General features: G+C 63.9%; 23 protein-coding genes. 10 read left to right on the plus strand and 13 right to left on the minus strand.

Annotated elements, in window-relative coordinates:
• Window positions 1–132 precede the first annotated feature (132 nt).
• Window positions 133–1,764, plus strand: a complete 1,632-nt coding sequence (gene groL / locus GPL20_RS05785; protein WP_157328561.1) for a chaperonin GroEL — start codon at window positions 133–135, stop codon at window positions 1,762–1,764.
• A 197-nt stretch (window positions 1,765–1,961) separates the two neighbouring features.
• Entirely contained in the window at window positions 1,962–3,173 is a 1,212-nt protein-coding gene (locus GPL20_RS05790; RefSeq protein WP_157328562.1) for a hypothetical protein, read from the plus strand.
• Window positions 3,174–3,181: 8 nt separating this feature from the next.
• On the opposite strand, the gene GPL20_RS05795 is transcribed toward GPL20_RS05790, so the two are convergent.
• Complete coding sequence (locus GPL20_RS05795; RefSeq protein ID WP_157328565.1) at window positions 3,182–3,580, minus strand: META domain-containing protein; 399 nt, start codon at window positions 3,578–3,580, stop codon at window positions 3,182–3,184.
• A 138-nt stretch (window positions 3,581–3,718) separates the two neighbouring features.
• The gene (locus GPL20_RS05800) at window positions 3,719–5,383 is read right to left on the minus strand and encodes an L-lactate permease (protein WP_157328567.1); all 1,665 of its coding nucleotides are present in this window, start codon (window positions 5,381–5,383) and stop codon (window positions 3,719–3,721) included.
• Window positions 5,384–5,697: 314 nt separating this feature from the next.
• Here GPL20_RS05800 and GPL20_RS05805 point away from each other — a divergent pair, with 314 nt between their 5' ends.
• Window positions 5,698–7,461: an ABC transporter ATP-binding protein/permease gene (locus GPL20_RS05805; RefSeq protein ID WP_347340020.1), complete on the plus strand. Its 1,764-nt coding sequence runs from the start codon at window positions 5,698–5,700 to the stop codon at window positions 7,459–7,461.
• A gap of 252 nt (window positions 7,462–7,713) precedes the next feature.
• Here GPL20_RS05805 and GPL20_RS05810 read toward each other — a convergent pair whose 3' ends face one another.
• From GPL20_RS05810 to GPL20_RS05830, 5 genes are all read right to left on the minus strand, one after another.
• Window positions 7,714–8,724, minus strand: coding sequence for a TorF family putative porin (locus GPL20_RS05810; protein WP_157328572.1), 1,011 nt, complete (start codon window positions 8,722–8,724; stop codon window positions 7,714–7,716).
• Between the two features lie 393 nt (window positions 8,725–9,117).
• A complete protein-coding gene (locus GPL20_RS05815) occupies window positions 9,118–9,471 on the minus strand; it encodes a histone (RefSeq protein WP_157328574.1) in 354 nt (117 codons plus the stop codon).
• A gap of 84 nt (window positions 9,472–9,555) precedes the next feature.
• Window positions 9,556–10,878: a glycolate oxidase subunit GlcF gene (glcF, locus tag GPL20_RS05820; RefSeq protein ID WP_157328575.1), complete on the minus strand. Its 1,323-nt coding sequence runs from the start codon at window positions 10,876–10,878 to the stop codon at window positions 9,556–9,558.
• The gene (locus GPL20_RS05825; protein ID WP_254125787.1) at window positions 10,875–12,113 is read right to left on the minus strand and encodes an FAD-binding protein; all 1,239 of its coding nucleotides are present in this window, start codon (window positions 12,111–12,113) and stop codon (window positions 10,875–10,877) included. Before GPL20_RS05825 ends, glcF begins: the two co-directional genes overlap by 4 nt.
• Window positions 12,114–12,175: 62 nt before the next feature.
• On the minus strand, window positions 12,176–13,669 hold the full coding sequence (locus GPL20_RS05830) for an FAD-linked oxidase C-terminal domain-containing protein (RefSeq protein ID WP_157328579.1): 1,494 nt from the start codon (window positions 13,667–13,669) through the stop codon (window positions 12,176–12,178).
• A 243-nt stretch (window positions 13,670–13,912) separates the two neighbouring features.
• Between GPL20_RS05830 and cycA the strand changes: the two genes are divergently transcribed.
• Window positions 13,913–14,308 (plus strand): cytochrome c-550 CycA, encoded by a 396-nt coding sequence (gene cycA / locus GPL20_RS05835; protein WP_157328581.1) that lies wholly within the window; start codon window positions 13,913–13,915, stop codon window positions 14,306–14,308.
• 18 nt (window positions 14,309–14,326) lie between these two features.
• Here cycA and GPL20_RS05840 read toward each other — a convergent pair whose 3' ends face one another.
• Window positions 14,327–15,283: an alpha/beta fold hydrolase gene (locus GPL20_RS05840; RefSeq protein WP_157328583.1), complete on the minus strand. Its 957-nt coding sequence runs from the start codon at window positions 15,281–15,283 to the stop codon at window positions 14,327–14,329.
• Window positions 15,284–15,611: 328 nt separating this feature from the next.
• On the opposite strand from GPL20_RS05840, the gene GPL20_RS05845 reads away from it, so the two are divergent.
• On the plus strand, window positions 15,612–15,794 hold the full coding sequence (locus tag GPL20_RS05845; protein ID WP_157328585.1) for a hypothetical protein: 183 nt from the start codon (window positions 15,612–15,614) through the stop codon (window positions 15,792–15,794).
• A 15-nt stretch (window positions 15,795–15,809) separates the two neighbouring features.
• Here GPL20_RS05845 and GPL20_RS05850 read toward each other — a convergent pair whose 3' ends face one another.
• The 3 genes from GPL20_RS05850 to ykgO form a co-directional block, all read right to left on the minus strand.
• Entirely contained in the window at window positions 15,810–16,070 is a 261-nt protein-coding gene (locus GPL20_RS05850; protein WP_157328588.1) for a hypothetical protein, read from the minus strand.
• 201 nt (window positions 16,071–16,271) lie between these two features.
• Window positions 16,272–16,913, minus strand: a complete 642-nt coding sequence (locus tag GPL20_RS05855) for a tetratricopeptide repeat protein (protein WP_157328590.1) — start codon at window positions 16,911–16,913, stop codon at window positions 16,272–16,274.
• A gap of 107 nt (window positions 16,914–17,020) precedes the next feature.
• Complete coding sequence (gene ykgO, locus GPL20_RS05860; RefSeq protein ID WP_006611362.1) at window positions 17,021–17,146, minus strand: type B 50S ribosomal protein L36; 126 nt, start codon at window positions 17,144–17,146, stop codon at window positions 17,021–17,023.
• Window positions 17,147–17,487: 341 nt separating this feature from the next.
• Between ykgO and GPL20_RS05865 the strand changes: the two genes are divergently transcribed.
• Window positions 17,488–18,372: an amidohydrolase family protein gene (locus tag GPL20_RS05865; protein ID WP_027551976.1), complete on the plus strand. Its 885-nt coding sequence runs from the start codon at window positions 17,488–17,490 to the stop codon at window positions 18,370–18,372.
• 50 nt (window positions 18,373–18,422) lie between these two features.
• Here the strand turns inward: GPL20_RS05865 and GPL20_RS05870 are convergent, their stop codons facing one another.
• Entirely contained in the window at window positions 18,423–19,157 is a 735-nt protein-coding gene (locus GPL20_RS05870; RefSeq protein ID WP_167532925.1) for an SDR family NAD(P)-dependent oxidoreductase, read from the minus strand.
• A gap of 84 nt (window positions 19,158–19,241) precedes the next feature.
• On the opposite strand from GPL20_RS05870, the gene GPL20_RS05875 reads away from it, so the two are divergent.
• Both GPL20_RS05875 and GPL20_RS05880 read left to right on the plus strand, forming a co-directional pair.
• Window positions 19,242–19,688, plus strand: coding sequence for a winged helix-turn-helix transcriptional regulator (locus GPL20_RS05875; protein ID WP_157328594.1), 447 nt, complete (start codon window positions 19,242–19,244; stop codon window positions 19,686–19,688).
• A 272-nt stretch (window positions 19,689–19,960) separates the two neighbouring features.
• On the plus strand, window positions 19,961–21,712 hold the full coding sequence (locus GPL20_RS05880; RefSeq protein WP_157328596.1) for a hypothetical protein: 1,752 nt from the start codon (window positions 19,961–19,963) through the stop codon (window positions 21,710–21,712).
• A gap of 77 nt (window positions 21,713–21,789) precedes the next feature.
• Here the strand turns inward: GPL20_RS05880 and GPL20_RS05885 are convergent, their stop codons facing one another.
• Window positions 21,790–22,167, minus strand: coding sequence for a hypothetical protein (locus tag GPL20_RS05885; RefSeq protein ID WP_157328598.1), 378 nt, complete (start codon window positions 22,165–22,167; stop codon window positions 21,790–21,792).
• Between the two features lie 188 nt (window positions 22,168–22,355).
• On the opposite strand from GPL20_RS05885, the gene GPL20_RS05890 reads away from it, so the two are divergent.
• Window positions 22,356–23,087, plus strand: a complete 732-nt coding sequence (locus GPL20_RS05890; protein WP_157328600.1) for a haloacid dehalogenase type II — start codon at window positions 22,356–22,358, stop codon at window positions 23,085–23,087.
• Between the two features lie 39 nt (window positions 23,088–23,126).
• The gene (locus GPL20_RS05895; RefSeq protein WP_157328602.1) at window positions 23,127–23,594 is read left to right on the plus strand and encodes a YbaK/EbsC family protein; all 468 of its coding nucleotides are present in this window, start codon (window positions 23,127–23,129) and stop codon (window positions 23,592–23,594) included.
• Window positions 23,595–24,013 lie beyond the last annotated feature (419 nt).

The following is a 24,013-nucleotide window of genomic DNA, read 5'->3' on the forward strand; positions in this document are numbered from 1 at the left end:
ACAGCCGCTGAATGTCGTGCCCGGATCCCTGAGGTCCGGGCTTCCATCATTCCGCCGGGCCCGGCTACGCGCCGGCGGCGGGATGCGATGCGCAGGCGGCAGACACATTACAAAACACGAGGGATTGCAGAAATGGCTGCCAAAGACGTCAAGTTTTCCGGAGACGCGCGCGATCGCATGCTGCGCGGCGTCGACATTCTCGCCAACGCCGTCAAGGTGACGCTCGGCCCGAAGGGCCGCAACGTCGTCATCGAGAAGAGCTTCGGCGCGCCCCGCATCACCAAGGACGGCGTCACCGTCGCCAAGGAGATCGAGCTCGAGGACAAGTTCGAGAACATGGGCGCCCAGATGGTGCGTGAGGTCGCCTCCAAGACCAACGACCTCGCCGGCGACGGCACCACCACCGCGACCGTGCTGGCCCAGGCCATCGTGCGCGAAGGCGCCAAGGCGGTTGCCGCCGGCATGAACCCGATGGACCTCAAGCGCGGCATCGACAGCGCGGTTGCGGCCGTGATCAAGGATATCGAGAAGCGTGCCAAGCCGGTCGCCGCCTCCTCCGAGGTCGCCCAGGTCGGCACCATCTCGGCCAACGGCGATGCCGCCATCGGCAAGATGATCGCGCAGGCGATGCAGAAGGTCGGCAACGAGGGCGTCATCACCGTCGAGGAGAACAAGTCGCTCGAGACCGAGGTCGACATCGTCGAGGGCATGAAGTTCGACCGCGGCTATCTGTCGCCCTACTTCGTGACCAACGCCGAGAAGATGACCGCCGAGCTCGAGGACGCCTACATCCTCCTGCACGAGAAGAAGCTGTCCGGCCTGCAGGCCATGCTGCCGGTGCTGGAAGCGGTGGTGCAGTCGGGCAAGCCGCTCGTCATCATCGCCGAGGACGTCGAGGGCGAGGCCCTGGCCACCCTGGTCGTGAACCGCCTGCGCGGCGGCCTCAAGGTCGCCGCCGTCAAGGCGCCGGGCTTCGGCGATCGCCGCAAGGCCATGCTCGAGGACATCGCGATCCTCACCGGCGGCCAGCTCATCTCCGAAGAGCTCGGCATCAAGCTGGAGAACGTCACGGTCAAGATGCTCGGCCGCGCCAAGAAGGTCGTGATCGACAAGGAGAACACCACGATCGTCAACGGCGCCGGCAAGAAGCCCGACATCGAGGCGCGCGTCGGCCAGATCAAGGCGCAGATCGAGGAGACCACCTCGGACTACGACCGTGAGAAGCTCCAGGAGCGTCTCGCCAAGCTCGCCGGCGGCGTCGCGGTGATCCGCGTCGGCGGCGCGACCGAGATCGAGGTCAAGGAGAAGAAGGACCGCGTCGAGGACGCGCTCAACGCCACCCGCGCCGCGGTGCAGGAAGGCATCGTCCCCGGCGGCGGCGTCGCGCTGCTGCGCGCCAAGAAGGCGGTGGGTCGTCTCACCAACGCCAATGCCGACGTCCAGGCCGGCATCAACATCGTGCTGAAGGCGCTGGAAGCTCCGATCCGCCAGATCTCCGAGAACGCGGGCGTGGAAGGCTCGATCGTCGTCGGCAAGATCCTGGAGAACAAGTCCGAGACCTTCGGCTTCGACGCCCAGAACGAGGACTATGTCGACATGGTCGAGAAGGGCATCATCGATCCCGCCAAGGTGGTGCGCACCGCGCTCCAGGACGCCTCCTCCGTGGCCGGCCTCCTGGTCACCACCGAGGCCATGGTCGCCGAAATGCCGAAGAAGGAAGCTCCGCCCGCCATGCCGGCCGGCGGCGGCATGGGCGGCTTCTGAAGCCCGGTCGTCTATTACAGTGTTGCGAAGGCCGCCTCCGGCGGCCTTCTTTTTTGTCGACCCTGTCCCTCCGCTTTCCGATTCAACCGGCGGCCAAAACCCACTACGGTGGCGCCGATTCCATGTTTGGGCATGATCCTATCGGAAAACCGCTTCACACTTTTCCGGATCATGCCCATGGCTCGAGGATTTCGTCGATGCGCGCACTTTCGGTTTGTTCGACAGCCCTTTTTGCGGCCCTGCTCGCCGCCTCGCCCGAGGTCGCCTCCGCCCAGATGAAGCTGTCGCCGAAGGCCACGACGCCGGGCGGAACCGAGACGCGCTATTTCACCTCGATCGACGGGCTGATGGACGGCAATGCCGACGCGATCCTGAAGGAGACACGCCAGGGCAAGACCGTCACGGCAGCGGTGCTCGACGTCTGCTATCCCGTGGCGAAGAATTCCGACCGCAAGGACCGCTTCGTCGTCAATCTCCAGGTCGCGGGCCAGAACCTGACGGGCACGACCCAGAGCCTCGGCGAGAAGGCGCCGGTCAGCGTCAAACTGCTGCGCAAACAGGCCGGAGACACGTTCGAATTCCGCGGCCAGATCAGCATCGGCCAGGCCGTCACCGAGGTCACCTCGCCCGACAATTCCGATCTCAGCGAGAGGGAGTTCCTGGACAACCAGATCTCCGACGACGGCATCACGCCGCAGCCCAAGGACTTCACCGACGTCTCGCCGGAGGCGATCGCGGTCAAGGTCAAGCTGGATGCGGCGACCGAGTTCCTGAAGAGCCTCAAGGGCCAGGAGGTCGAGGTGACGCTGGCGAGCCTCAACGTCGGCTGCGACGCGCTGCGCGCCGGCGAGCAGACCATCAACATGTCGGTCGATCCGGAGCGCGCAGGCGCGCTGCTGGCAAAATTCAAGGCGATGCCGGGCGTCACCGCGGCGGGCTGGACCGCGGGCATGACCGAGATGGACCGCACCATCCGCTTTGCCGCCGCCGACTGGCGCGACGGCGACAAGCTCAACCGCGACAAGCTCGCATCAGCCGTCTCCAGCGTACTGAGCAGGACGCTCGCGGCAAAGCCGGTGTCGCAGAGCTTCAGTCCCGCCACCGGCAGGCTCAAGCTGGTCTTCAAGCGGCCGAACCAGGATTTCCCCGCGCTCGAACTCACCGATACGATCGAGGTCGCAGGGCTGATCTCGCCCGACAAGCCGGGCACGACCGACAAGCTGATGCTGTGGATCGGTAGCCCCGCGACCACGACCGCCGACGAGAGCAGCGGCGCCAAGCTCCATCTGTCCGATGACGCGAGCCCCGACGAGGAAGGCGACGTTCCGGACGACAACGGCTCGATCGAGGCGCTCGCCAAGGAGCTGAAGGGCCAGCGCTGGGACGCCGACAAGTCGGTGTGGAAGTGACCTAACGGTCAATTCCCGTTGACGCGAAAACGCAGCGGCTTCGGGCCTAGAAGCGTGAGCACGTCGCCCTGGCGCTTCCAGGTCTCGACGCTGCCGAGCGCGGCCACGAGCTCGTCGTCGGCCTGCACCCTGGCCGGCGGGCAGGAACGGTCCTGGATCTGGCCGGGGACGAAGATGACGGTGTTGCCGGCGACCGAGAACTGGCCTTTGCCGCCCTTGCACCAGAGCTCCAGCACGACCTCACCATTGTCGCCGATCTCGATGTTCGGAATCCGCTTCGAGCCGGGCTGCGGCAACGCCTCCAGCGTCATCTCGGTGCCGAACGGGAAACCGTCCTCCGCGTGCACGACAGCGGAGGTCGCGAGCACTGCAACCGCCGCACACAGCATCTGCCTGAACGAAACCATGAGACCTCTCGACCGACCCGATTTGCGGCACCTTCTATAAGACGGCGACGCCCTTGAGAAGGTTCGCCCACGTCAGACGCAAAAATCCCCGCGAGGGCGGCGTCCCGCGGGGATTTGCGTCGAGGCCGGTATGGCCTGTTACTTCAGCACGAGCAACGTGAACGGCCAGACATAGGCCTGCAACGTCACGAGCACACCGACGAGACAGGCGAGCACAATCGAGTGCCAGAACACGAAGCGCAGGATGGTGCCCTCGTGGCCGTACCATCGCGTGGCCGTGGAGGCGACCACGATCGACTGCGCGTCGATCATCTTGCCCATCACGCCGCCGGACGAGTTCGCCGCCGCCATCAGGACCGGCGACAGGCCGAGCTGCTCGGAGGTGATCCGCTGCAAATTGCCGAACAGGATGTTCGAGGCGGTATCCGATCCCGTCAGCGCCACGCCCAACCAGCCGAGCAGCGTGCCGAAGAAGGGATAGAGCACGCCTGTCGCGGCAAAGGCCAGACCAAGCGTCGCGTCGACGCCCGAGAGACGTGTGAGCGTGCCGATCGCGAGCATCGCCGAGATCGTGATCAGCGAGATCGCGCACAGCCGGATCGTACGGCCATATTCCACCAGCAAGCGTCCTGGCCCGACCCCCATCAGGAGGCCGGAGATGATCGCCGCGATCAGCATGCCGGTGCCGGTGAACGACAGATAGGTGAACGCGAACACCGCACCTTCCGGCGTCGGCTTGGCGGCCACCGGCGGCATCTTGTTGATCATCTGGTGGAGGTCGGGAATAGCGTAGTTCCAGGTGAAGATGGAGTTCGCCCAGGTCTTGAACGCACCATTGCCCCAGATCAGCATCACGATACAGACGATGATCCACGGCAGCAGCGCGCTCCACAACTCGGACTGAGTAAGCGGCGTCTTGTCGAGCGGCGTTGCCTTTTCCATTTGCGCGGCCGACTCGTCGTGACCGCGAAGCTCCGGCGACAACCAGAGCTGCTTCGGCCGCCACACCTTCAGGAACAGGATCAGCGCCCCCATCGAGATCAGCGACGCCCCGATGTCGACGATCCAGGGATTGATGTGGTTCGAGATCACGTATTGCGGGACCGCAAACGACACGCCAGTGACGAGGATCGCCGGCCAGACGTCCTTCATGCCCTTCCAGCCCGCGAAGGCCCACACCACCCAGAACGGCACGATCAGCGAGAAGAACGGCAATTGCCGGCCGACCATCGCGCCGAGGATGTAGGGATCGAGCCCGGTGACGGAGGCAAGGCCCTGGATCGGCGTGCCGAGCGCGCCATAGGCGACCGGCGCCGTGTTGGCGATGAGTGACAGGCCGGATGCCGCGAGCGGCGAGAAGCCGAGGCCGATCAGCACGGCACCGGTGATCGCGACCGGCGTGCCGAAGCCCGAAGCGCCCTCGAAGAATGCGCCGAACGAGAACGCAACCAGCAGCAGTTGCAGGCGACGGTCCTCGGTGACGCCGCCGATGGCGCGCTTGAGCAATTCGAAGCGCCCGGTGGACACCGTCACCTGATAGAGGAAGATGACGTTGAGGACGATCCAGCCGATCGGGAAGAAGCCTGTGACGATACCCAGCGCAGAGGCGCGGATCGACATGCCGGCCGGCATGGTGAAGACGAAAATCGTGATTAAGTTGGTGATGATCACGGCGATCACGGCCGCGATGTGCGCTTTCACGCGCCCGCTCGCGATCATGACCAAGAGCGAGACAACCGGAACGGCGGCCGCGATCGTCGAGAGCGCCGCGCTATTCAGCGGATCATAGATTTGATTCCACATAGTCTTCCTCCCCACGCATGTTTACGGCAGGCTGCCCGCGTGGAGAGCCGATCCTGCTTGACGCTGGAAGCGATAACCCCGAGTTGGACACGAATTCCTCGCGAAGGCGGCGGTTCCCGTCCGCTCACAAGCTCGCGAAATCCCGAAGCACCCCACCCCGCGCCGTCGGGCCCCATGCTAGGGTTGCAGGCTGCGACAATCCAACGCAAATTGCAGAACTTGCGACTTTAGTCTAAGCGCGCCCATTTCCGCCATTGCCTCAAGTCTTTGGCTGCGGGCCGTTATGCACATCCCTCCCTAGGAGACCCTGCTCGGTGAAGAACATCAGCGCCACGCTCGCGATCGTCTGGCGAATCGCCATTCCCTATTTCCGATCGGAGGACAAATGGGCCGGCCGCGGCCTGCTCGCCGCCGTCGTCGCGATCGAGCTGTCGCTGGTCGCCATCGACGTGCTGGTCAACCAATGGCAGAACCGGTTCTACAGCGCGCTCCAGGCCTATGACTTCAATACCTTCATGCGCGAGATCTGGATCTTCATCGGCCTCGCCTCGGCCTTCGTCGCGCTGGCGGTCTATCAGCTCTACCTGAACCAGTGGCTCCAGATCCGCTGGCGGCGATGGCTGACGCGGCACTATCTCGGCGAATGGCTCGACGACGCCACGCACTACCGTATGCAGCTCAAGGGCGACGCGGCCGACAACCCCGACCAGCGCATCACCGATGATGTGAAGACCTTCGTCGAGCAGACATTGACCATAGGTCTCGGCCTGCTTTCGTCGATCGTCACGCTGTTTTCCTTCGTCATCATCCTGTGGGGCCTCTCCAACAATGCGCCGCTGCACCTTTTTGGCCTCGATGTCGCGATCCCGGGCTATCTCGTCTGGGGCGCGCTGCTTTATGCGGTCCTCGGCACGGCGCTGACGCACTGGATCGGTGCGCCGCTGGTCAATCTCAATTTCGAGCAGCAGCGCTATGAGGCCGATTTCCGTTTCAACCTGGTGCGAGTGCGCGAGAACTCCGAGCAGATTGCGCTGCTGAAGGGCGAGGGCGCGGAGCGCGGGCGCCTGTTGCACCGCTTCGACTTCGTGATCGGGAACTGGTACGCGATCATGAGCCGGACCAAGCGCCTCACGATGTTCACGGCGAGCTATCAGCAGGCGGCCGTGATCTTTCCCTATGTGCTGGTGGCGCCGGCCTATTTCGCCAAGAAGATCCAGCTTGGCGACATGATGCAGACCGCCTCGGCCTTCTCCAGCGTTCAGCGCGCGCTGTCCTTCTTCGTGACCGCCTACCGCTCGCTCGCCGAATGGCGCGCGGTGGTCGCCCGTCTCGACGGCTTCGAGATGGCGGTCAGTTCGGCCGCCAACATCGCCGCGCACGAGCCGACCATCGGCGTCGCGTCATCCGGCGGAAGCAAGGCGATTGCGCTCGAGCAGTTGCTGGTGAAGCTGCCCAACGGCAAGCCGCTGGTCGCGGCCGATGCCTTCACAATCGAGCCGTCGGAGCGGGTCCTGGTGACCGGTCCGTCGGGTGCCGGCAAGTCGACGCTGTTCCGCGCCGTCGCCGGCGTCTGGCCGTTCGGTACCGGCAGGATCGCCGTTCCCGAACAGTCCAGGCTGATGATGCTGCCGCAGCGTCCCTATTTCCCCGTCGGCCCGCTTGGCGACGCCGTGATCTATCCGGCCGAGCGCGGCACGGTCGCCTCCGACAAGATCAGGGACGCCTTGATCGCGGTCGGCCTGCCCGACCTCGCCGAGCGGCTCGAGGAGGACGGTCACTGGAATCGGATGCTGTCGCTCGGCGAGCAGCAGCGCCTCGGCCTTGCCCGTGCGCTGCTGCACACGCCCGACTATCTGTTCCTGGACGAGGCCACCGCCTCGCTGGACGAACCCTCCGAGGCCCGCCTCTACCGCCTGCTGGCGGAGAAGCTGCCGCTGGCGACCATCGTCTCGATCGGCCACCGCTCGACGCTCGACGCCGTCCACACCCGCAAGGTGGCGTTGGTGAAGGACGGCGAGATCCATGTTCTCGGCAACGGCGGCGCGCCGGCCGAGAAGGAGCCGAGCGCGGCGGGCTGAGGCGCCAGCGGCTATTCGCTGCCGTTTCTGCTTCGTCATGGCCGGGCTTGTCCCGCCTGCGCGGCCGAAGCGGCTTCGGCGAGGCGAAGGCCCGGCCATCCACGCGCTCATTGCGCGACGCTGCCAAAGAACGTGGATGCCCGGGTCAAGCCCGGGCATGACGTTTGTGGCGAGACCGAAGCCCAAAGCAAAAGGGCGGCAGATTGCTCTGCCGCCCTTGCCAAATGAGGTGAAGTCTTTTCGGGACGAAACTTACTTCAAGTTGCTCATCGCCGTCAGGTCGAACGAGAGCTTGGCGACGCCAGCCGCGCTGCACCAGTTGGAGCCGAAGCCACCCGGGTTGATGGCGGTGAAGCTGCCGTCGAACTTCGCGGTGTGGTCGCTGGTGAAGGCGTTGCAGTCGCCCTTCTTCAGGTCGGTGTCGTAGTAGCGCAGATCGAGCGTGAACACCTTGTAGGTGAAGCCGACGCCGAGGTTCCAGGTGTTGTAGCTCGGCTCCTTGATGCCGTTCGCGTACACGGGATCGCCCGCGATGCCGTAGAAGATGTCGGAGGTACCGAGCCACTGGCGGCCGAATTCACCCGACACATACATGCCGACGCCGCTGGGTCCGAAGATGGTGCTCGGCGCGGTCCACTTGGCGGTGATCGAGGCGTAGTTGCCCCAGGCGCCGAGGTTCAGGAAGTTCGGCGAATAATACTCGTTGAAGCCGACCGTCCACTGGTCGTTGATGTTGATGTTCAGCTTGGCATAGGCTTCGAAGAAGCTTGCATCCTTCTTGGCGAAGTTGCCGTTGATGGGAAGGCCGATGGCACCCTGCGAGTTGTCGAGGTCGGTGCCGCAATTGCCCTGCGCGAGGGTGCCCTGCGAACCGAAGCAGCTTCCGCCCGGATAGAGGTAGCCCCAGACACCGAAGTCGAAGGCGAACATGCCAAAGGTCGGGCGGATACCGCCGTAGATATCGACCTCAGCCGCGGCGCGGTTCGGGAACGAGATGCTCGAGGCGGACGTACCGATGTAGAGCTGGAGGTCCTTGTTGACGTTGTAGCGCGGCTCGAAATAGGCCGTGACCGACGGCTTGTGGTTCGACTGGGTGATACCGCGGAAGATGTAATCGCTCATGATTCCGCCGCCGAAGGCGATATCCCAAGGATCAAAGGCGGGCGGCGGCAGGGCCTTCAGCGCCTTCACCGGCATATCTGCCGCCAGAGCCGAACCCGTCACCATTGCCAGCGCCGTTGCCAACAAAGCCACTTTTTTCATTTTGATCCCCATCACCAGTTCTCACCCAGTCGGATCCCGGAAGCCCCCCGGGGCATATGACCGACCTTCAAATTTGCGTAACTGCGTCAATCTGGATCGGGGGCGACGACCCGTGAAGCAAAAAACGCGGGCATCTGCCGACTTTTTGGGCGTTCTAACGATTCCACGAAAGGTTGTCGGGCGGGTGTTGCTTTCGGATCACATTATTCGCCTCCCAAGGTGGGGCGGGAGACCGTGTTGTTACGGGAAGCCCCCTAGGACGTGGTCCGAAGGTCACGAATCAGAACTGAGCTCAAAATGCGGCGCACGAAGGCTCGTCCGGCGATGCAAAAAGGCCGCAGCGTCGCTGCGGCCTTTCTGAAAGGTCGATTCCGGAAGGAGGAAGGGAGGAGTCTAGCTCTGCCCTTCGGCCGGCGCCGTTTCCCCGGCGGAAGAAGGCGTCGCCCAACTCGTCTCCGGTGCGGGCTCGGAAGCGGGAGCCGGGGCCGGAGCTGGCTTGGCCTTCGGCGCACTCTTCTTGACCGCGCTCTTCTTGGGCGCCGCTTTCTTCGGGGCTTTCGCAGCCTTCGCTGCACGCTTCTTGGCCGCCTTCTTCGGGGCGGCCTTCTTGGCCGACTTCTTCGCAGCCTTCTTTGCGGATTTCTTCGCGGACTTCTTGGCTGCCTTCTTCGCGGTCTTCTTCTTCGCCGCTACAGCCCTCTTAGCCTTTTTGGCCTTCTTGCTTTTCTTCTTCTTCGCTTTCGCCATCGTGGTCCTCCTGTTGCCGCCGAACAATGGTCGATCGGGCGTCTTCAGCCGTCACCTCCGGACGAAAGCTCAGCCTTTGAAAGCTCAAACTTGCGCGTTCAATGCCGGCCGCGACCCGCCCGTAGCCCAATCGAGAAGCTCAATCGTGTGTACGACCGGAACTGACGTGCCACTGGCAATCTGCACCATGCAGCCGATATTGCCCGCGGCAATCATGTCCGGCTTGACGCTTGCGATGTTGGCGACCTTGCGATCACGCAACCTGCCCGCAAGCTCGGGCTGGAGAATGTTGTAGGTCCCCGCCGAACCGCAACACAAATGGCTCTCCGGGACATCTTTCACCACGAATCCATTCTTGGAAAGCAATTCTTTCGGAAGGCCCGTGATTTTCTGGCCGTGCTGCAACGAACATGCGGAGTGATAGGCGACGACGATGTCGTCGTGTCGCGCGGTGGCCACAAGTCCGAGGCCGGCGACGTATTCGGTGATGTCCTTGGCGAGCGCGGACACCTTGGCGGCATCGGCCGCGAACGCAGTGTCCTCGCGCAGCAGATAGCCGTAATCCTTGATCACGGTGCCGCAGCCGGAGGTCGTCACCAGGATGGCGTCGAGCCCTTCGCCGGCCGCCTCCTTCAGCCACGCCGCGATATTGGCCCGGGCCCGCGCCAATGCGTCGTGGTCGTTGCCGAGATGATGGGTCAGCGCACCGCAGCACTGCTCGTCCCTGACCAGGACAACCTCGATCCCGTGGCGGGTGAGGAGATTGATGGCAGCCTGATTGATGCGCGGCGCCAGCACCTGCTGGGCGCAGCCCTGGAGCAGCGCGACGCGGCCGCGCTTCTTGCCCAGCGCCGCGAACACGCTGCCGGCGGCGGGGCCCGGTGACGGCAGCCGGCTCGGGGCCAGCGCCAGCATCGCCTTGAGGCGCTGGATCAGGCCGGGCGTCGCCGAGGGCCGCGGCGTCGGCAGGAAGACGGCCAGCGGGCGGCCCAGCCGCGCCAGCCACATGCTGACGCGAAAACGCTGCGGGTCCGGCAGGACGAAGGCCAGCACCTGGCGCAACAGCCGCTCGGTCAGCGGCCTCTGGTAGCGCTGCTCGATCCTGACCCGGGCCTGGTCGACGAGGTGCATGTAGTTCACCCCGGAGGGGCAGGTCGTCATGCAGGCCAGGCACGACAGGCAGCGGTCGACATGCTTGACCACCTCGGCCGTCGGGGTCAGGTCCTTCTCCAGCATCTCCTTGATCAGATAGATGCGGCCGCGCGGGCTATCGAGCTCGTCGCCGAGCAGCACATAGGTCGGACAGGTTGCGGTGCAGAAGCCGCAATGGACGCAGGCGCGCAGGATCTTGTCGGCTTCCGCAATGTCGGGGTCGGCGAGCTGCGCGAGTGAGAATTCGGTCTTCATGCCGCAGGGCCCCGCGTCAGCCGTCCCCGGTTGAGAACGGATTTCGGATCGAAACTGGCGCGCACCCGCTCGCTCAAAGCGGCCACGCCAGGCGCTTGCGGATGAAACACATCGACGTCGCGCCGGACCTCCTCCGCCGCACGGATCAGCGTCGCGTGCCCGCCGACCGCGTCGGCGCACCGGCGCACGCTTGGGGCATGGGCATCGCTCTTCGGCGGCAGCGCCGCCCAGATCAGGCCGCCGCCCCAATCGTAGATCACGTCACCGCCGGTCTCGTGCGCCAATTGCGTGCCGAGCGCCGCGCCCGACGCCGGCGGACAGACGATCCGCCATACCGGCCAGGCTCCCAGTGCACCGCCTGACGCGAACGGCAGGACATCGCGGATCGCAGCCCACAGCGCCGCGGACGCCGCGTCCTCTATGAGCGCCGGGGTTCCGAACGGCGCCAGCAATTCGCGCAACGAGGCGGCCCGATGCGCCGCCGACGCCGTGATGCCCTCGAGCCGCAGCATGGTCAACGCCTCGCCCTGGCTGACGATATCGCCAAGGCCTTCGGTCTTGGCGCGGAACGCCGATTTCGGCAGATGCGCGGCGCCGGAGACGTCGAAGGGCGATCCCAGTGCCGCGGTCATCGCCTTGTTGGCGGCGGCATCATCTAACCCGCGCAGCAGCAGCGTCCGCTCGGCCTCCGGCTTCGGCATCACCTTCAGCGTGACCTCGGTCATGACCGACAGCGTGCCCCAGGAACCCGCGAGCAGCTTGCAAAGGTCGTAGCCGGTGACGTTCTTCACCACCTTACCGCCGGTCTTGAAGCTGTCGCCGAAACCCGAGACGGCGTGCGCCCCCAGCAGGTGGTCGCGCGCCCCGCCCGCCCTGATGCGCCGCGGCCCGGCGAGCCCGGCCGCGATCATGCCGCCGATGGTGCCTGACACGGACGTGCCGAGCAGCGGCGCGGTGTTCATCGGCTCGAAGGCGAATTGCTGGTTCTTGGCATCGATCAGCGACAGCACGTCGGCCAGCGGCGCGCCGGCCTGGAGCGTCACGATCAGCTCGTTGGGTTCGTATGAGGTGACGGCATTCAGCGCAGAGACGTCGAGCACGGCGTTGGTCGCCATCGCGTGGCCGATGCTGCGCTTGCTGCCATGACCGATGATCTCGAGCGGCTGCTCGTTGGCAATCGCCGCGCGCACCACCTCTTCGACGTCCTTGGCGTCTCTGACCTTGAGCGTATCCACGACTGAGCCGGTATCCAAGTTTAGAGCGGAATGCAAATTAAGCGCGCATCCGCGAGGCGGCGCTAGAACCTCGGAATGTCCGGGAACGCCAGCTTGCCCGCGTGCACATGCATGCGGCCGAGCTCGGCGCAGCGGTGCAGGGTCGGAAACACCTTTCCGGGATTGAGCAGGCCCTGCGCATCGAAGGCGCATTTCAGGCGCTGCTGCTGGTTGAGGTCGATCTCGCTGAACATGTCGCCCATCAGATCGCGCTTCTCGATGCCGACGCCGTGCTCGCCGGTCAGCACGCCGCCAAACTCGACGCAGGCACGCAGGATGTCGGCACCAAAAGCTTCGGCGCGCTCGATCTCGCCGGGCTTGTTGGCATCGTAGAGGATCAGCGGATGCAAATTGCCGTCGCCGGCGTGGAACACGTTGGCACAGCCGAGCTGGTATTTTTCCGAGAGCTCGCGGATGCGTGCCAGCGCCTTCGGCAGCGCGCCGCGCGGGATGGTGCCGTCCATGCAGAGATAGTCGGGCGAGATGCGGCCGACAGCGGGGAACGCGGCCTTGCGGCCGGCCCAGAACAGATTGCGCTCGGCCTCCGAGGTCGAGATCTGGCAGGTGGTCGAGCCACAGCCGTTCGCGATCGTCTCGACCCGCGTGATCAGCTCGTCGACCTCGATCTTGGGACCGTCGAGCTCGATGATGAGCAGCGCCTCGACGTCGAGCGGATAGCCGGCATGGACGAACGCCTCGGCAGCGTGGATCGCCGGCTTGTCCATCATCTCCATACCGCCGGGAATGATCCCGGCGCCAATGATCCGCGCCACGCATTCACCGGCCGCTTCGACCTCGGCGAACCCCACCATAAGCGCGCGCGCGGTCTCCGGCTTTTGCAGGATCCGCACCGTGATCTCGGTGATGACGCCGAGCAGGCCTTCGGAGCCGGTGATGACGCCCATCAGGTCGTAGCCGGAATTCTCCGCCGATTTGCCGCCGATGCGCAGAATCTCGCCGCTCATCAGGACGATCTCGCAGCCGAGCACGTTGTTGGTGGTCATGCCATATTTCAGGCAGTGCACGCCGCCGGAATTCTCCGCGACATTGCCGCCGATCGAGCAGGCGATCTGCGAGGACGGATCGGGCGCATAGTAGAAGCCGGCATGCGCGACGGCCTGGCTGATCGCGAGATTGGTGACGCCAGGCTCGGTGACGACCACGCGGTTGTCGAAATCGATCTCGCGGATGCGCTTGAACTTGCCGAGACCGAGCAGCACGCCGTCTTCCAGCGGGAGCGCGCCGCCGGACAGCGAGGTGCCGGAGCCGCGCGGCACCACCTTGATGCCATGCTCTGCACAATATTTCAGGACGAGCGAGACCTGCTCGGTGGTGTCGGGCAGCACCACGACCATCGGCGGCTGCCGATAGGCCGTCAGCCCGTCGGATTCATAGGCCCGCATCTCGGCGGCGCTGTCGATCACACCTTCGCCGGGCACGATTGCGCGCAAGGCGGCGACGATCTCGCTGCGACGGGCCAGTACTGCCTGGTCGCTCGCGGGCATCATGATGGCCATATTACGAAGCCTCAATTACAAAGCCTTGGTCCGACAGAGGGAATTGTCCCGCCAAATCAATCATGTCTCGCCGTCTTTGGGTAGGTCCTCCGAAGGTCGCATTGCTTTGTTGCAGCGCAAGTTCTCTCTGGGGCAAGTCTGCTAGCAGGAAACCTGTCAAGGTTCCGCGGCTTGTCCACATGCACCGGACCTGCCAAAACCACGACCCTCCATCTGACCCGGGAAGAGACGAAGAGCACTCTGATGACAAAACTGACTATTGGCGCATTGACGATCCTCACCGTGATTGCCACCGCACCTGCCGCGATGGCGCAGGATGTCGCGGCCGGCAAGACGTCATTCAACAAATGCCTGGCCTGCCACGCGATCGGCGAAGGCGCCAAGAACAAGGTCGGCCCCGAGCTCAACGGCCTCAACGGCCGCAAGTCGGGCACCGCTCCCGATTACAGCTACACGGATGCGAACAAGAATTCCGGCATCACCTGGGACGAGGCGACGTTCAAGGAATACATCAAGGACCCGAAGGCCAAGATCCCCGGCACCAAGATGGCGTTCGCCGGCATCAAGAACGAGACCGAGATCAACAATCTCTGGGCCTTCATCTCGCAGTTCGACAAGGACGGGAAGATCAAGCAGTAGGCGCGCAACCGGCGGCCGCTAATCGGCGGCCGCCTGCACCGGGACGATCTTGCCGATCATCGTCTCGATTTCAGCCTTCACGAGTTCCGGCACCGCGTTCTGCACCATGTGGCCGAGGTCGGGCAGCACGATCAGCTTCGTATTCGGCACAGTCGCGGCAAACGGGCGCGCGTGGATGTTGGTCGAGACCGTCTTGTCGGGCTCGCCGGCGATGATCGTGACCGGCACCGATATCTCGCCATAGCGCGCAACTTGCGCGGCGACGGCCTCTTTCAACGTCACCAGATCATAGGCATTGGCGATGAATTCGCGCGGACGCAGCAGCAGCGGCGTCGCGGAATCCTTCACAAAGCCGTCCGGCATGACTTGCGGCAGGAACACGTTGCGCGCGCCGGGCTCGGTGAGGACATAGCCGAGCGGCAGCGTGATCGTGTAGGCGAGCAGCGGGCCGATCACGGGCGTGGCGATGATCTCGTTGTAGCGGCCGACGCCGCCGCGCCAGGGATGGGTGACGGGCGCGAGCATGACGAGGCCGGCGAGGCGGCGCGGGTGGTCGAGCGCGAGGCGCGCACCGAGCGCCCCGCTCCAGGAATGCACGACGAAGACCGCGCGATCGATGGCGAGCTTGCCGAGCGCTTCATCGATCATCCGCGCCTGGACTTCCGGCGTCGAGTCCTGTCGCCGCGCGCGCGTGCTCCAGCCATGGCCGGGGCGGTCGATCAGGATCACGCGATGGTTCCGGGCAAGCAGGTCGCCGAGCGGCCGACGCATCGCTTCGAGATTGGAGCTCGCGCCGTGCAGCATCACGATCGGCAGGCCCGAATCGCGCGGACCGAGGTCGACGACGTGCAGCGTCGCGCCGTCGACCTCGATCATCCGGCCTTGGGGCGGAAAGGCGCGTTGCACGGCGACGACGCCGGCCTGCGTGAGCAGCGCCAGCAGAACCAGCGCCGTCACGACTGACATCACGATCATGGAGTGAATCCGGGAAATCCAGGGCACATCGCAGCTACGGGTTTGGCAGGCGGCAGTTTCGCTCCGCCGGCTCCCGCATTTCCACCGGAAATGCCGGGGCTGTGGATATGTGCATAATTGCCGAACTGAAAATCCCAATGAAATCAATGCGGACCGGCGGTGATGCGCAAGCCTCGGACCAGCTTCATGCAGGCGTCATCGCGGCTTCCATATAATCGCCACGGTCGGTTCCGCCATTTAGACGCGGGTGGGCGCCGATCCTCCTGCGACCTCAGGGGACGCGGGAAAGGCCGGCAGGTTTTGTCCTGATTTGAACCGGAGAATTTCGATGAGCTTCAGATCCAACGACACTGCGATCGACGAGATCGTGGCGAGCTGCAACGGCGACCTGCGCGGCGCGGTGCGCGCGCTGCTCCTGATCAATGAACACCTCGAGACGGAACTTGCAAAGGCTTACGCCGCAGCGGCCGATCGCGGCCTCGCCGAGCGCGGCGGCAGCGCCCTGCACTGACGTGCAGGCGACGATCTAGTTCGTGCCGTCCTCGTCCTTTTCGTCGTCGGTGGTGACGGCGGGGCAGGCGCGGATCGTCGAACGGGCAAGCTTGGCGTCGGCCTTGGATTTGTAGGGGCCGTCACCGAACCAGATGTCGCCGATGATCACGGGATTGCTGGTTACGATGTCGCATTTCCCGGTGGCGCGGTTGCCGACCACCCAGAACAGTCCGTCGGCGAGGCTGACCGTCCCCGACGCCAGCAGCAAGCTACCCGCAAAGATCAAACGCTTCATGGCTGAGCTCCTGCCATGCAGGTAGACCTCCGATGTCCGCGGCAATACCCCCGGCGTCACAGTGCGTGTGATCGTGGTTAATCCCCGCACGCCGCAGTCGCTCAAGAAATGATCGAGTTGAGCCTTGTTGTTTGAGCACGACCTCTCCGGAGAACCGCTGCACACGTTGCGCCAGCGCGCCCTTCGGGCCCGGATCGTGCTCTAGATGTCGCGGCCTTCGACCTTCTCGGTCAGCGCCTTGACCTGCTCAGGGATCTTCTCGAGGTGCGGATTGACGGCGAGCGCCTTGCGGTAGGCGTCCAGCGCGCGCTTTTCGTCGCCGACCTCCTGCATGATCATGCCGAGCCCTGCGAGCGCGCCGAAATGGCGGGGCTCGCGGATCAGCACCTCGCGGATGTCGGCGAGCGAGCGGCCATAGTCGTTCTGCATGTAGTAGAGCGTGGCGCGCCGGTTCCAGGCCTCGATGTAGTCGGGCCTGAGCTTGATGATCGAATCCAGCAGCTTGATCGCGATGTCGATCTTCTGCGCATCGACCGCCGTCTTGGCCCGCGACATCAACAGCGCCGCGGTGTCGCTCGGGGTGTGGAGCCAGATTGCCCAGATCCGCGCCTCGACATGCTTGGCGCTGACGTCGTCGGGGGCGGCCTTCAGCGCACCGAACAGGAAATCGAGATTCTTGGTGCGATCGACCTTGGGCAGCTTGGCCGGCGCCTCCGGCAGCTTCTTCTGCTTGCCGGGCGGGGGCGGCGGCTCAATCTGCTGCGCCAGCGCCGGCGCGAGACCGGCGGTTCCCAGCACGAGGGCCAGACACAGGGTGCGCGCGAAAAGGAATCTCAGGGCCATGGTGAAAGTCTAAACGCGCAAAGCCGCCCTTGCAAAGCAAGGACGGCGTCAAACTCATGTGAGACCGTGGTCTTGCGGGCGCGCGCGAGGCGTCCGACAGGGCGAGATCAGCCCTGGCGAGCCTTGAAGCGGCGCTGCACCTTGTTGATCACATAGACCCGGCCCTTGCGGCGGACCAGGCGGTTGGCGCGATGGCGACCGCGCAGCGATTTCAGCGAGTTACGGACCTTCATGGCAGAATCCTGAACGTTCGAAAGGCCGTGTTCGGCACTACCGTTTCGGCACGCGCGAATGTGGCAAAATGAGATTTTTCCCGCTGGCGGACCGACCGCCCGGGACGGGGCGGTTCTTAAGGCATGGGAGGACCGGATGTCAATGTTAACTGCCCCGTTCCGAACCGCCAAATTCGTGAAAACAACCCCATGCACAGTAGAAGCGGCCGGATCGGCCCAATTTGTCCATTCGCGGCCAAGCACAGCAAAGACTTTTACGGCCTGCGGTTTCGCCCCCGAGGACGCCTTGCCAAATTCGTTATATCATATAATCAATTCGACAACCCGTCGGGAGGAAACCAATGCCGAAGCTGAAGCTGCCGAACATCGACGACGTCGTCGCCATCGACATCCACACCCATGCCGAGGAGCCCTGCGGCTGCCATCCCGACGACGGCTATGACGATTTCCAGGCGCAGATGGCAGAGTATTTCAAGTCGCCCAACAAGCATCCGCCGACCGTACCGGAGACCGCGGCCTACTACCGCTCCAAGAACATCGCCGCGGTGATCTTCCCGGTCGACGCCGAGCGCGAGACCGGCTTCCGCCGCTACAACAATTACGAGATGCTGGAGGTCGCCTCCGACCATCTCGACGTCCTCATCCCCTTCGTCTCGATCGACCCGCACAAGGGCAAGCTCGGCGCACGCGAGGCGCGCAAGCTGATCGAGGAATACGGCGTGCGCGGCTTCAAATTCCATCCGACCATGCAGGGCTTCTACGCCAACGACCGCATGGCCTATCCGCTCTACGAAGAGATCAACAATGGCGGCGCCATCGCGCTGTTCCACACCGGCCAAACCGGCGTCGGCTCCGGCATGCCGGGCGGCATGGGGATGCGGCTGAAATATTCCAATCCGATGTACATGGACGACGTCGCGGCCGATTTCCCCGACCTCAAGATCATCCTCGCCCACCCCTCCTTCCCCTGGCAGGAAGAAGCACTGTCGGTCGCGACGCACAAGCCGAACGTCTATATCGACCTCTCGGGATGGTCGCCGAAATACTTCCCGCCGATCCTGGTGCGCTACATCAACTCGATCCTCCAGGACAAGATGCTGTTCGGCTCGGACTGGCCGGTGATCACGCCGGACCGCTGGCTGTCGGACTTCGCCAAGATCGACATCCGCGACGAGATCCGGCCGAAGGTGCTCAAGGCCAACGCGCGCAAGCTGCTGGGCATCTAAAGCGCATCGAGGGCTTCGATCGAGCGACCGAAGCCCTCACGCTCAAAGCCTCAGACCTGTGCCAGGCCGCCGTCGACGAAGACCTCGCCGCCGGTCATGAAGCTGCTGTCGGACGAGGCCAGGAACGCGGCCACCGCTCCGGTCTCGGCCGGGTCGCCCACACGCCCGATCGGCGTGTTGCTGCCGAGCGCATCGAACGCTTCCTCGCCGACCACCTCCAGCGCCAGCTCCGTCCTGATCGGCCCCGGAGACAGCACGTTGACGCGGATGCCCTTGCCGCGCAGGTCGAGCGCCCAGCTCCGCGCCAGATTGCGGATCGCGGCCTTGGTCGCGCTGTAGATACTGAACTGCGGCGTTCCCATCACGCCCGTGCTCGAACCGGTCAGGATGATCGACGACCCCGCGCGCATCAGCGGCAGGGCCTTCTGCACCGTGAACACCAGCCCCTTCACATTGACGTCGAAGATCTGATCGTAATGTTCGAGGGTGATCTCGCCGAGCGGCGCAAACGATCCGGTCCCGGCGTTGGCAAAGAGAATGTCGAGCCCGCCCCGTTCGGCTTTCACCGCCGCGTACAGCCTGTCGAGGTCGGCCAGATCCGTCACCGAGCCCCTGACAGCTCGCGCCGAAGACCCCAGCTGCGCAACGGCGGCGTCGAGCGGCTCCTGCCGCCGCCCGAACAGGTAGACGAACGCGCCTTCGTCGACGAACCGTTTGGCGGCGCCAAGTCCGATGCCGGTTCCACCGCCCGTCACCACCGCCGTCTTGCCTTGTAGTCTGCTCATGATGTGCTCCTTCATTGAGGTTGCACTGAGCTGGCTGCGTACCCACCTATCGACAAGTATGCACCTTTTGGTAAGTACCCAAAAATGTCATCAGATCGCTCAAACCCGCTCCCGCCGCCGGCGCCGACCTCACCGCCGGTCCAGAGCTGCACCCCGACTTTGCCCGGCTTCACGTGCGGCCTCGATGCGACCTTGCGGGTCATCGCCGGCAAGTGGAAGCCGCTGATCCTGTACTTCCTCGCCCAGGGCGGGCCGACCCGTTACGGCGAGCTCCGGCGCGCCGTGCGCGACGTGAGCGACAAGATGCTGATCCAGCAGCTGAAGGAACTCGAGGCCGATGGTCTCGTGAAGCGGACCGACTACAAGGAGGTGCCGCCGCGGGTGGACTACAGCCTCACGCCTCTGGGCCACAGCCTGGGCGAAGCGCTCGTGCCGCTCTGCTCCTGGGGTACGGAGCACATGGCGGAGGTCAGCCGGGTCTTCGCCGAGCGAGAGGCCTGGACGCGGCGAGGACGTCAGCCGACCGTCTAGCTTGCACTGCACTTCGTGCGAGCGCCGTTCGATTCATGGCTCGTCCGAATTTGGCCATTGCTTCCGTAAAACTTTATTGAATGGTGCCGGGCTTGGCTAACGCCTCGCGTTTAGCGTGTGTCTCATGAAGATGCCCGAACATTCATGTCATACCAAGTCGTTGCGACCCTGCCCTGGTGCTCGTCGGAGCAGACGACGCGGCACGATGGCAGCATAGCGTCCTCATAGAAATTTGGCTTCCACCCTTTCAGAATCAAAACGTGAGACGCCTTGTGACCGGAATTATTGCAGCATTCGTCAAAGCTGTCGTTGGCCCGTTGTCCCCAAAAAGGACCTGCCGTATCGGCTTCCTGACGACGTGTCTGGGCGTGCTGGCGACGCCGGCTTCCGCCGATAACGATTGGATCATCGCCCGGATGGGCGGCTCCATCCGCGCAGAGGCGACTTGGGATCAAGTCAGGTCGCAGATGCTGATCGCGTTTTACCAGAGCAATCCCGATGAGCGTGGCGTCAGCGCGCAGGGGATCGAAGATCTACGCAGAATCTCGGTGGCGCAGCGGCGATCGCAGACCGTCGCGCAGATCCTGACCTACGACCTTGATGGCGACGGCTCTGTCACATCTGAGGAAGTGACCGCGGCAATGAAGCCGCGGGCGCGTCAGATGATCCATGCCAACGGTGTACAGCTCGAACCGACACCTCAGCAGGTTCGTACACAGCTCGACAAGCTCGTCCACGATCTGCTCAAACCGGATACCGATCGTGACGGCGTCATCAGTACTGCCGAAATCCAGCAAGAGGGAGCTCGACAAGCCGCGCAAGCGAGCATTGCCTGGCAGCAAAGCGCCACCCAACTTGTTCCGATGACGCTCGACGCGAATGGAGACGGGGTCGTCTCTCTCGCGGAGTACGAGGCGGCCATTCGCGAGCAGTTCGATTTGGCGGACCAGGACCGCGATGGTCGCATCTCGGCAAGTGAGGCCCAGGAATTCGGCAAGCGGCTGAACGAAGCCCGGCAGGCGATACAGCGCGCGCGTGAAGCCGAGATGCGCAAGCAGCGGCTTGAAGCAGCAGTGGCCGGATGCAATGTGCCCAACCCACCGCGCGACGCGCGCCTGGTGATTGTCGGTGCCAGAGAAGGCAGAGCGCTATCGAACGTCTGGGTTGGAAGCCAGGACCGGGTGACCTCAGTCGTGACCGTCGAGGTCACTCCGGGGCCTGAGCCGCTCTACCTGGCCTTGGCGAGCGATGGGGCGACCATCTGGGATGTCGTCGGTGCGACCGAACGCGTTGTCGGTGTCGTCGCCCATGCGGACACCGCCGCCGAAAAAGCCGGAGACGCTGGCCGCAGTCCTGCGGGCGGGGCTATTGGCCCTCAAGCCCGCGGCAAGCCTCTTGTCGGCGTGATGGGGATACCGCGCGACAAGATACGGTTCACCGCTTACACGGGATGTCTGATACCGCCCACGGAGACGACCTTGAAGGACGGCAGCGCGCAGGAAGCAGCTACACTGTTGTTCGGGCGCCCCGCCGATGAGATTGGCGGCAAACACAGTGCGGGAACGTTCAGCGTGCCGGGACTGCGGCATTTTCCGGATCGGGCAGTTCGCAACACGATCCAGCTGCCGAAGGACGGGCCGGGCGAGTTGCTGTGGCGCAACGTCTTGGGGGATTGCCCCCTGGGGATTGCGCAAATCGACGTGGGATCGGTCGTGTCGGCTCTGCCGGTGAAGAACTATTCAGTCTTGCCGGGCAATGCGGGGCTGGCGACCTTGGTCGACACGGGAGACCTCAGGATCACCGGCATGTCGCGCGGTGTCAGAATCAATTATGGCGATTTTCAACCCTATACGCAGCCGGACAAATTCAGAATCACCAGGAAGCTCAGAATGCCGGCCGGAGCATCAGGTAGCTTTGTATTGGCAGATCAAGTGCCACCTCCTGATGGTGACCTAAGTGGCGTCTGCGTTTCCTCGGAGAGCGACAGGAAGCCCGTCGGGGGCTCTCGCACGAACTGCAATTGAACCGTTTGCTCCTCGAACCCGTCGGATAGAAGACGCGCAGCCTGCTGCCGTCTCTACCGGCCTGGTCTCACAGCCGCTCACGCATCTTGCTTCATTCGGTTGGTCTTGGACAGCCACGAACACACGGTGGCTGGAATTGCTCCCACCAACCCGATGACCACCGGATCGTTTCTGACTTCCGCTCTCAAGCCAAAGACATATGCTGATCCCAACGAGACAATGATGCCTGAGGCGGCTGTGATCGCGAGGCTTATAAAGGTCGGCCTATCTGACAAGTACCAGTCAATTGAAGCCGAAAACCACGCGGGCACGATCGCAACGAAGTAGGCAATCTCAAGCATTCCATACAGTACTCGGAACGCCGGAAGCTCCGGTCTTGCAGACAAGCCGGGGATCAAGAAAACAAGCAGCGCCAGAAAAGGGAACAAACCCGTAAAGATGAGAAATCGTTTCATGGTGATACCATAACCCAAACCCGATATCGCCTTTGCGCAGATCCTCAGGAGATTTTTTCCGCTTAGGGATCACAAGCCGCCGATCATTCTTGCAGTGGCGGACGTCCGCTGTGCTTTGGTAAGCTGACGATTATGCGCACTCCCCCAAGCGGAGTTTGTGCAACCACAACGGCCCGAAAGGACAGCCGATGAGCATCAAAGCCGTCGTCTTCGACGCCTACGGAACGCTTTACGACATCCAGTCGGTGGCGGAGGTCACCGAGGATGCGTTTCCGGGCTATGGCGAGATCATCACGCAGGTCTGGCGGATCAAGCAGCTTGAATACACCTGGTTGCGCTCGCTGATGCGGCGCTACCAGGATTTTGCGGCGGTCACCCGCGACTCGCTTGCTTATACGCTGCGCATGCTCGGGCTTGCTTACGAGAACGACGCATTCGAGCGCGTCATCGAAAAGTATCTGCACCTCGATCTCTATCCCGACGCGACGGCAGCGCTTGCGGCCCTGAGACCGCGAAAACTCGCCATCCTCTCCAACGGCAGCCCGGACATGCTCAATGCGCTCGTGCGCAACTCCGGCCTCGACGCCCTGCTCGATGCCACCATCAGCGTCGATGCGAAGAAGACCTTCAAGCCGAGCCCGGAAGCCTATGAGCTGGTCGGCGAGGTGCTCGGGACCGCACCGAACGAGGTTCTGTTCGTCTCGTCCAATCCCTGGGACGCAGCCGGCGCGAAATCGTTCGGACTGAACGTCGCGTGGATCGAACGCGTCACGCCCGAAACCATGGCGCTGGCTTGCGTCGAGAACGAACTCGTGGCACCGCTGACGATGTTCAAGGCGATCCGCACCCAGATGGACGAGCTTGGCTTTGCGCCGGATCATTGCATCCACGCGCTCTCCGAGCTGCCAGGAATCGTTTAAGGGTCGCCCCGCCCATGAGACTGGAATGAGCTGTCCGGAATGAGCCTTGAATCCGTTCGTGCCTTCTTCGCCGAGAAAGCCCCCGACATATCGGTCATCGAATCCTCGATCAGCTCCGCGACGGTGACGCTGGCCGCCGAAGCCTATGGCGTCGAGCCCGGGCGGATCGCCAAGACGTTGTCGCTGCGGATCGGCGAGCGCGTGATCTTGATCGTCGCGAGCGGCACGTCGCGCATGGACAACAAGAAGGTGAAGGCGCAGTTCGGCGGCAAGCCGAAGATGCTTGGACTGGAAGAGGTCGCCGAGATCACCGGCCACGAGGTCGGCGGCGTCTGCCCGTTCGGGCTGAAGTCGCCGCTGCCGATCTATTGCGACGTCTCGCTGAAAGCGTTCGACGTCGTGGTGCCGGCCGCGGGTTCAACCCATAGCGCGGTGCGCATCGCACCCGACCGGTTAGCCGAGTTGGTCAGCGCCGAATGGGTCGACGTCTGCGAGCACAGGCCGTAACGTGGGCGCGCGTGCCCACTTCGATCGCGCTGTGAGCGGTATTATGGATAGCTTTGGGCAAGCGACGTACTCAAAACGTTCCGCTTAGGCGGCCTCGCGTCTAAAGCGCGGTGAGATTTGGATGAATCGTCATCGCGCTTTAGGCTGTTGCTTGAGCATGATCTTTTCGGAAAACCGCTGCACACTTTTCCGGATCATGCTCTAGCCGCCCCAGCCACAGTAGGGACGGCAGCGATAGCGTACACTATGCCAATGACCCAAGCCCCTGTGCCACCGGCCGAAACGCGCTTGCGCCAGGTCGCTCTCCTGCACCATCGGCCTGGCGGCTCCGGATAAGGGAGTGACCGGGGCAGCCATTGCAGGTGCGCCGAGCAATATCGCGCCGATGACGAAAAGTGCCGCAGGCATTCTGGTCATGG

Source organism: Bradyrhizobium cajani (genome assembly GCF_009759665.1).
Lineage (GTDB): Bacteria > Pseudomonadota > Alphaproteobacteria > Rhizobiales > Xanthobacteraceae > Bradyrhizobium > Bradyrhizobium cajani.

Excerpts from the sequence above, each read along its gene's own strand:
- GPL20_RS05870 (WP_167532925.1), bottom strand. The coding sequence starts at position 19,157 with ATGAGCAGACTACAAGGCAAGACGGCGGTGGTGACGGGCGGTGGAACC.
- GPL20_RS05865 (WP_027551976.1), top strand. The coding sequence starts at position 17,488 with ATGCCGAAGCTGAAGCTGCCGAACATCGACGACGTCGTCGCCATCGAC.
- GPL20_RS05790 (WP_157328562.1), top strand. The coding sequence starts at position 1,962 with ATGCGCGCACTTTCGGTTTGTTCGACAGCCCTTTTTGCGGCCCTGCTC.
- cycA (WP_157328581.1), top strand. The coding sequence starts at position 13,913 with ATGACAAAACTGACTATTGGCGCATTGACGATCCTCACCGTGATTGCC.
- GPL20_RS05855 (WP_157328590.1), bottom strand. The coding sequence starts at position 16,913 with ATGGCCCTGAGATTCCTTTTCGCGCGCACCCTGTGTCTGGCCCTCGTG.
- GPL20_RS05890 (WP_157328600.1), top strand. The coding sequence starts at position 22,356 with ATGAGCATCAAAGCCGTCGTCTTCGACGCCTACGGAACGCTTTACGAC.
- GPL20_RS05800 (WP_157328567.1), bottom strand. The coding sequence starts at position 5,383 with ATGTGGAATCAAATCTATGATCCGCTGAATAGCGCGGCGCTCTCGACG.
- GPL20_RS05845 (WP_157328585.1), top strand. The coding sequence starts at position 15,612 with ATGAGCTTCAGATCCAACGACACTGCGATCGACGAGATCGTGGCGAGC.
- GPL20_RS05875 (WP_157328594.1), top strand. The coding sequence starts at position 19,242 with ATGTCATCAGATCGCTCAAACCCGCTCCCGCCGCCGGCGCCGACCTCA.
- GPL20_RS05885 (WP_157328598.1), bottom strand. The coding sequence starts at position 22,167 with ATGAAACGATTTCTCATCTTTACGGGTTTGTTCCCTTTTCTGGCGCTG.
- GPL20_RS05850 (WP_157328588.1), bottom strand. The coding sequence starts at position 16,070 with ATGAAGCGTTTGATCTTTGCGGGTAGCTTGCTGCTGGCGTCGGGGACG.
- glcF (WP_157328575.1), bottom strand. The coding sequence starts at position 10,878 with ATGAAGACCGAATTCTCACTCGCGCAGCTCGCCGACCCCGACATTGCG.
- ykgO (WP_006611362.1), bottom strand. The coding sequence starts at position 17,146 with ATGAAGGTCCGTAACTCGCTGAAATCGCTGCGCGGTCGCCATCGCGCC.
- GPL20_RS05895 (WP_157328602.1), top strand. The coding sequence starts at position 23,127 with ATGAGCCTTGAATCCGTTCGTGCCTTCTTCGCCGAGAAAGCCCCCGAC.
- groL (WP_157328561.1), top strand. The coding sequence starts at position 133 with ATGGCTGCCAAAGACGTCAAGTTTTCCGGAGACGCGCGCGATCGCATG.
- GPL20_RS05815 (WP_157328574.1), bottom strand. The coding sequence starts at position 9,471 with ATGGCGAAAGCGAAGAAGAAGAAAAGCAAGAAGGCCAAAAAGGCTAAG.
- GPL20_RS05795 (WP_157328565.1), bottom strand. The coding sequence starts at position 3,580 with ATGGTTTCGTTCAGGCAGATGCTGTGTGCGGCGGTTGCAGTGCTCGCG.
- GPL20_RS05840 (WP_157328583.1), bottom strand. The coding sequence starts at position 15,283 with ATGATCGTGATGTCAGTCGTGACGGCGCTGGTTCTGCTGGCGCTGCTC.
- GPL20_RS05830 (WP_157328579.1), bottom strand. The coding sequence starts at position 13,669 with ATGGCCATCATGATGCCCGCGAGCGACCAGGCAGTACTGGCCCGTCGC.
- GPL20_RS05810 (WP_157328572.1), bottom strand. The coding sequence starts at position 8,724 with ATGAAAAAAGTGGCTTTGTTGGCAACGGCGCTGGCAATGGTGACGGGT.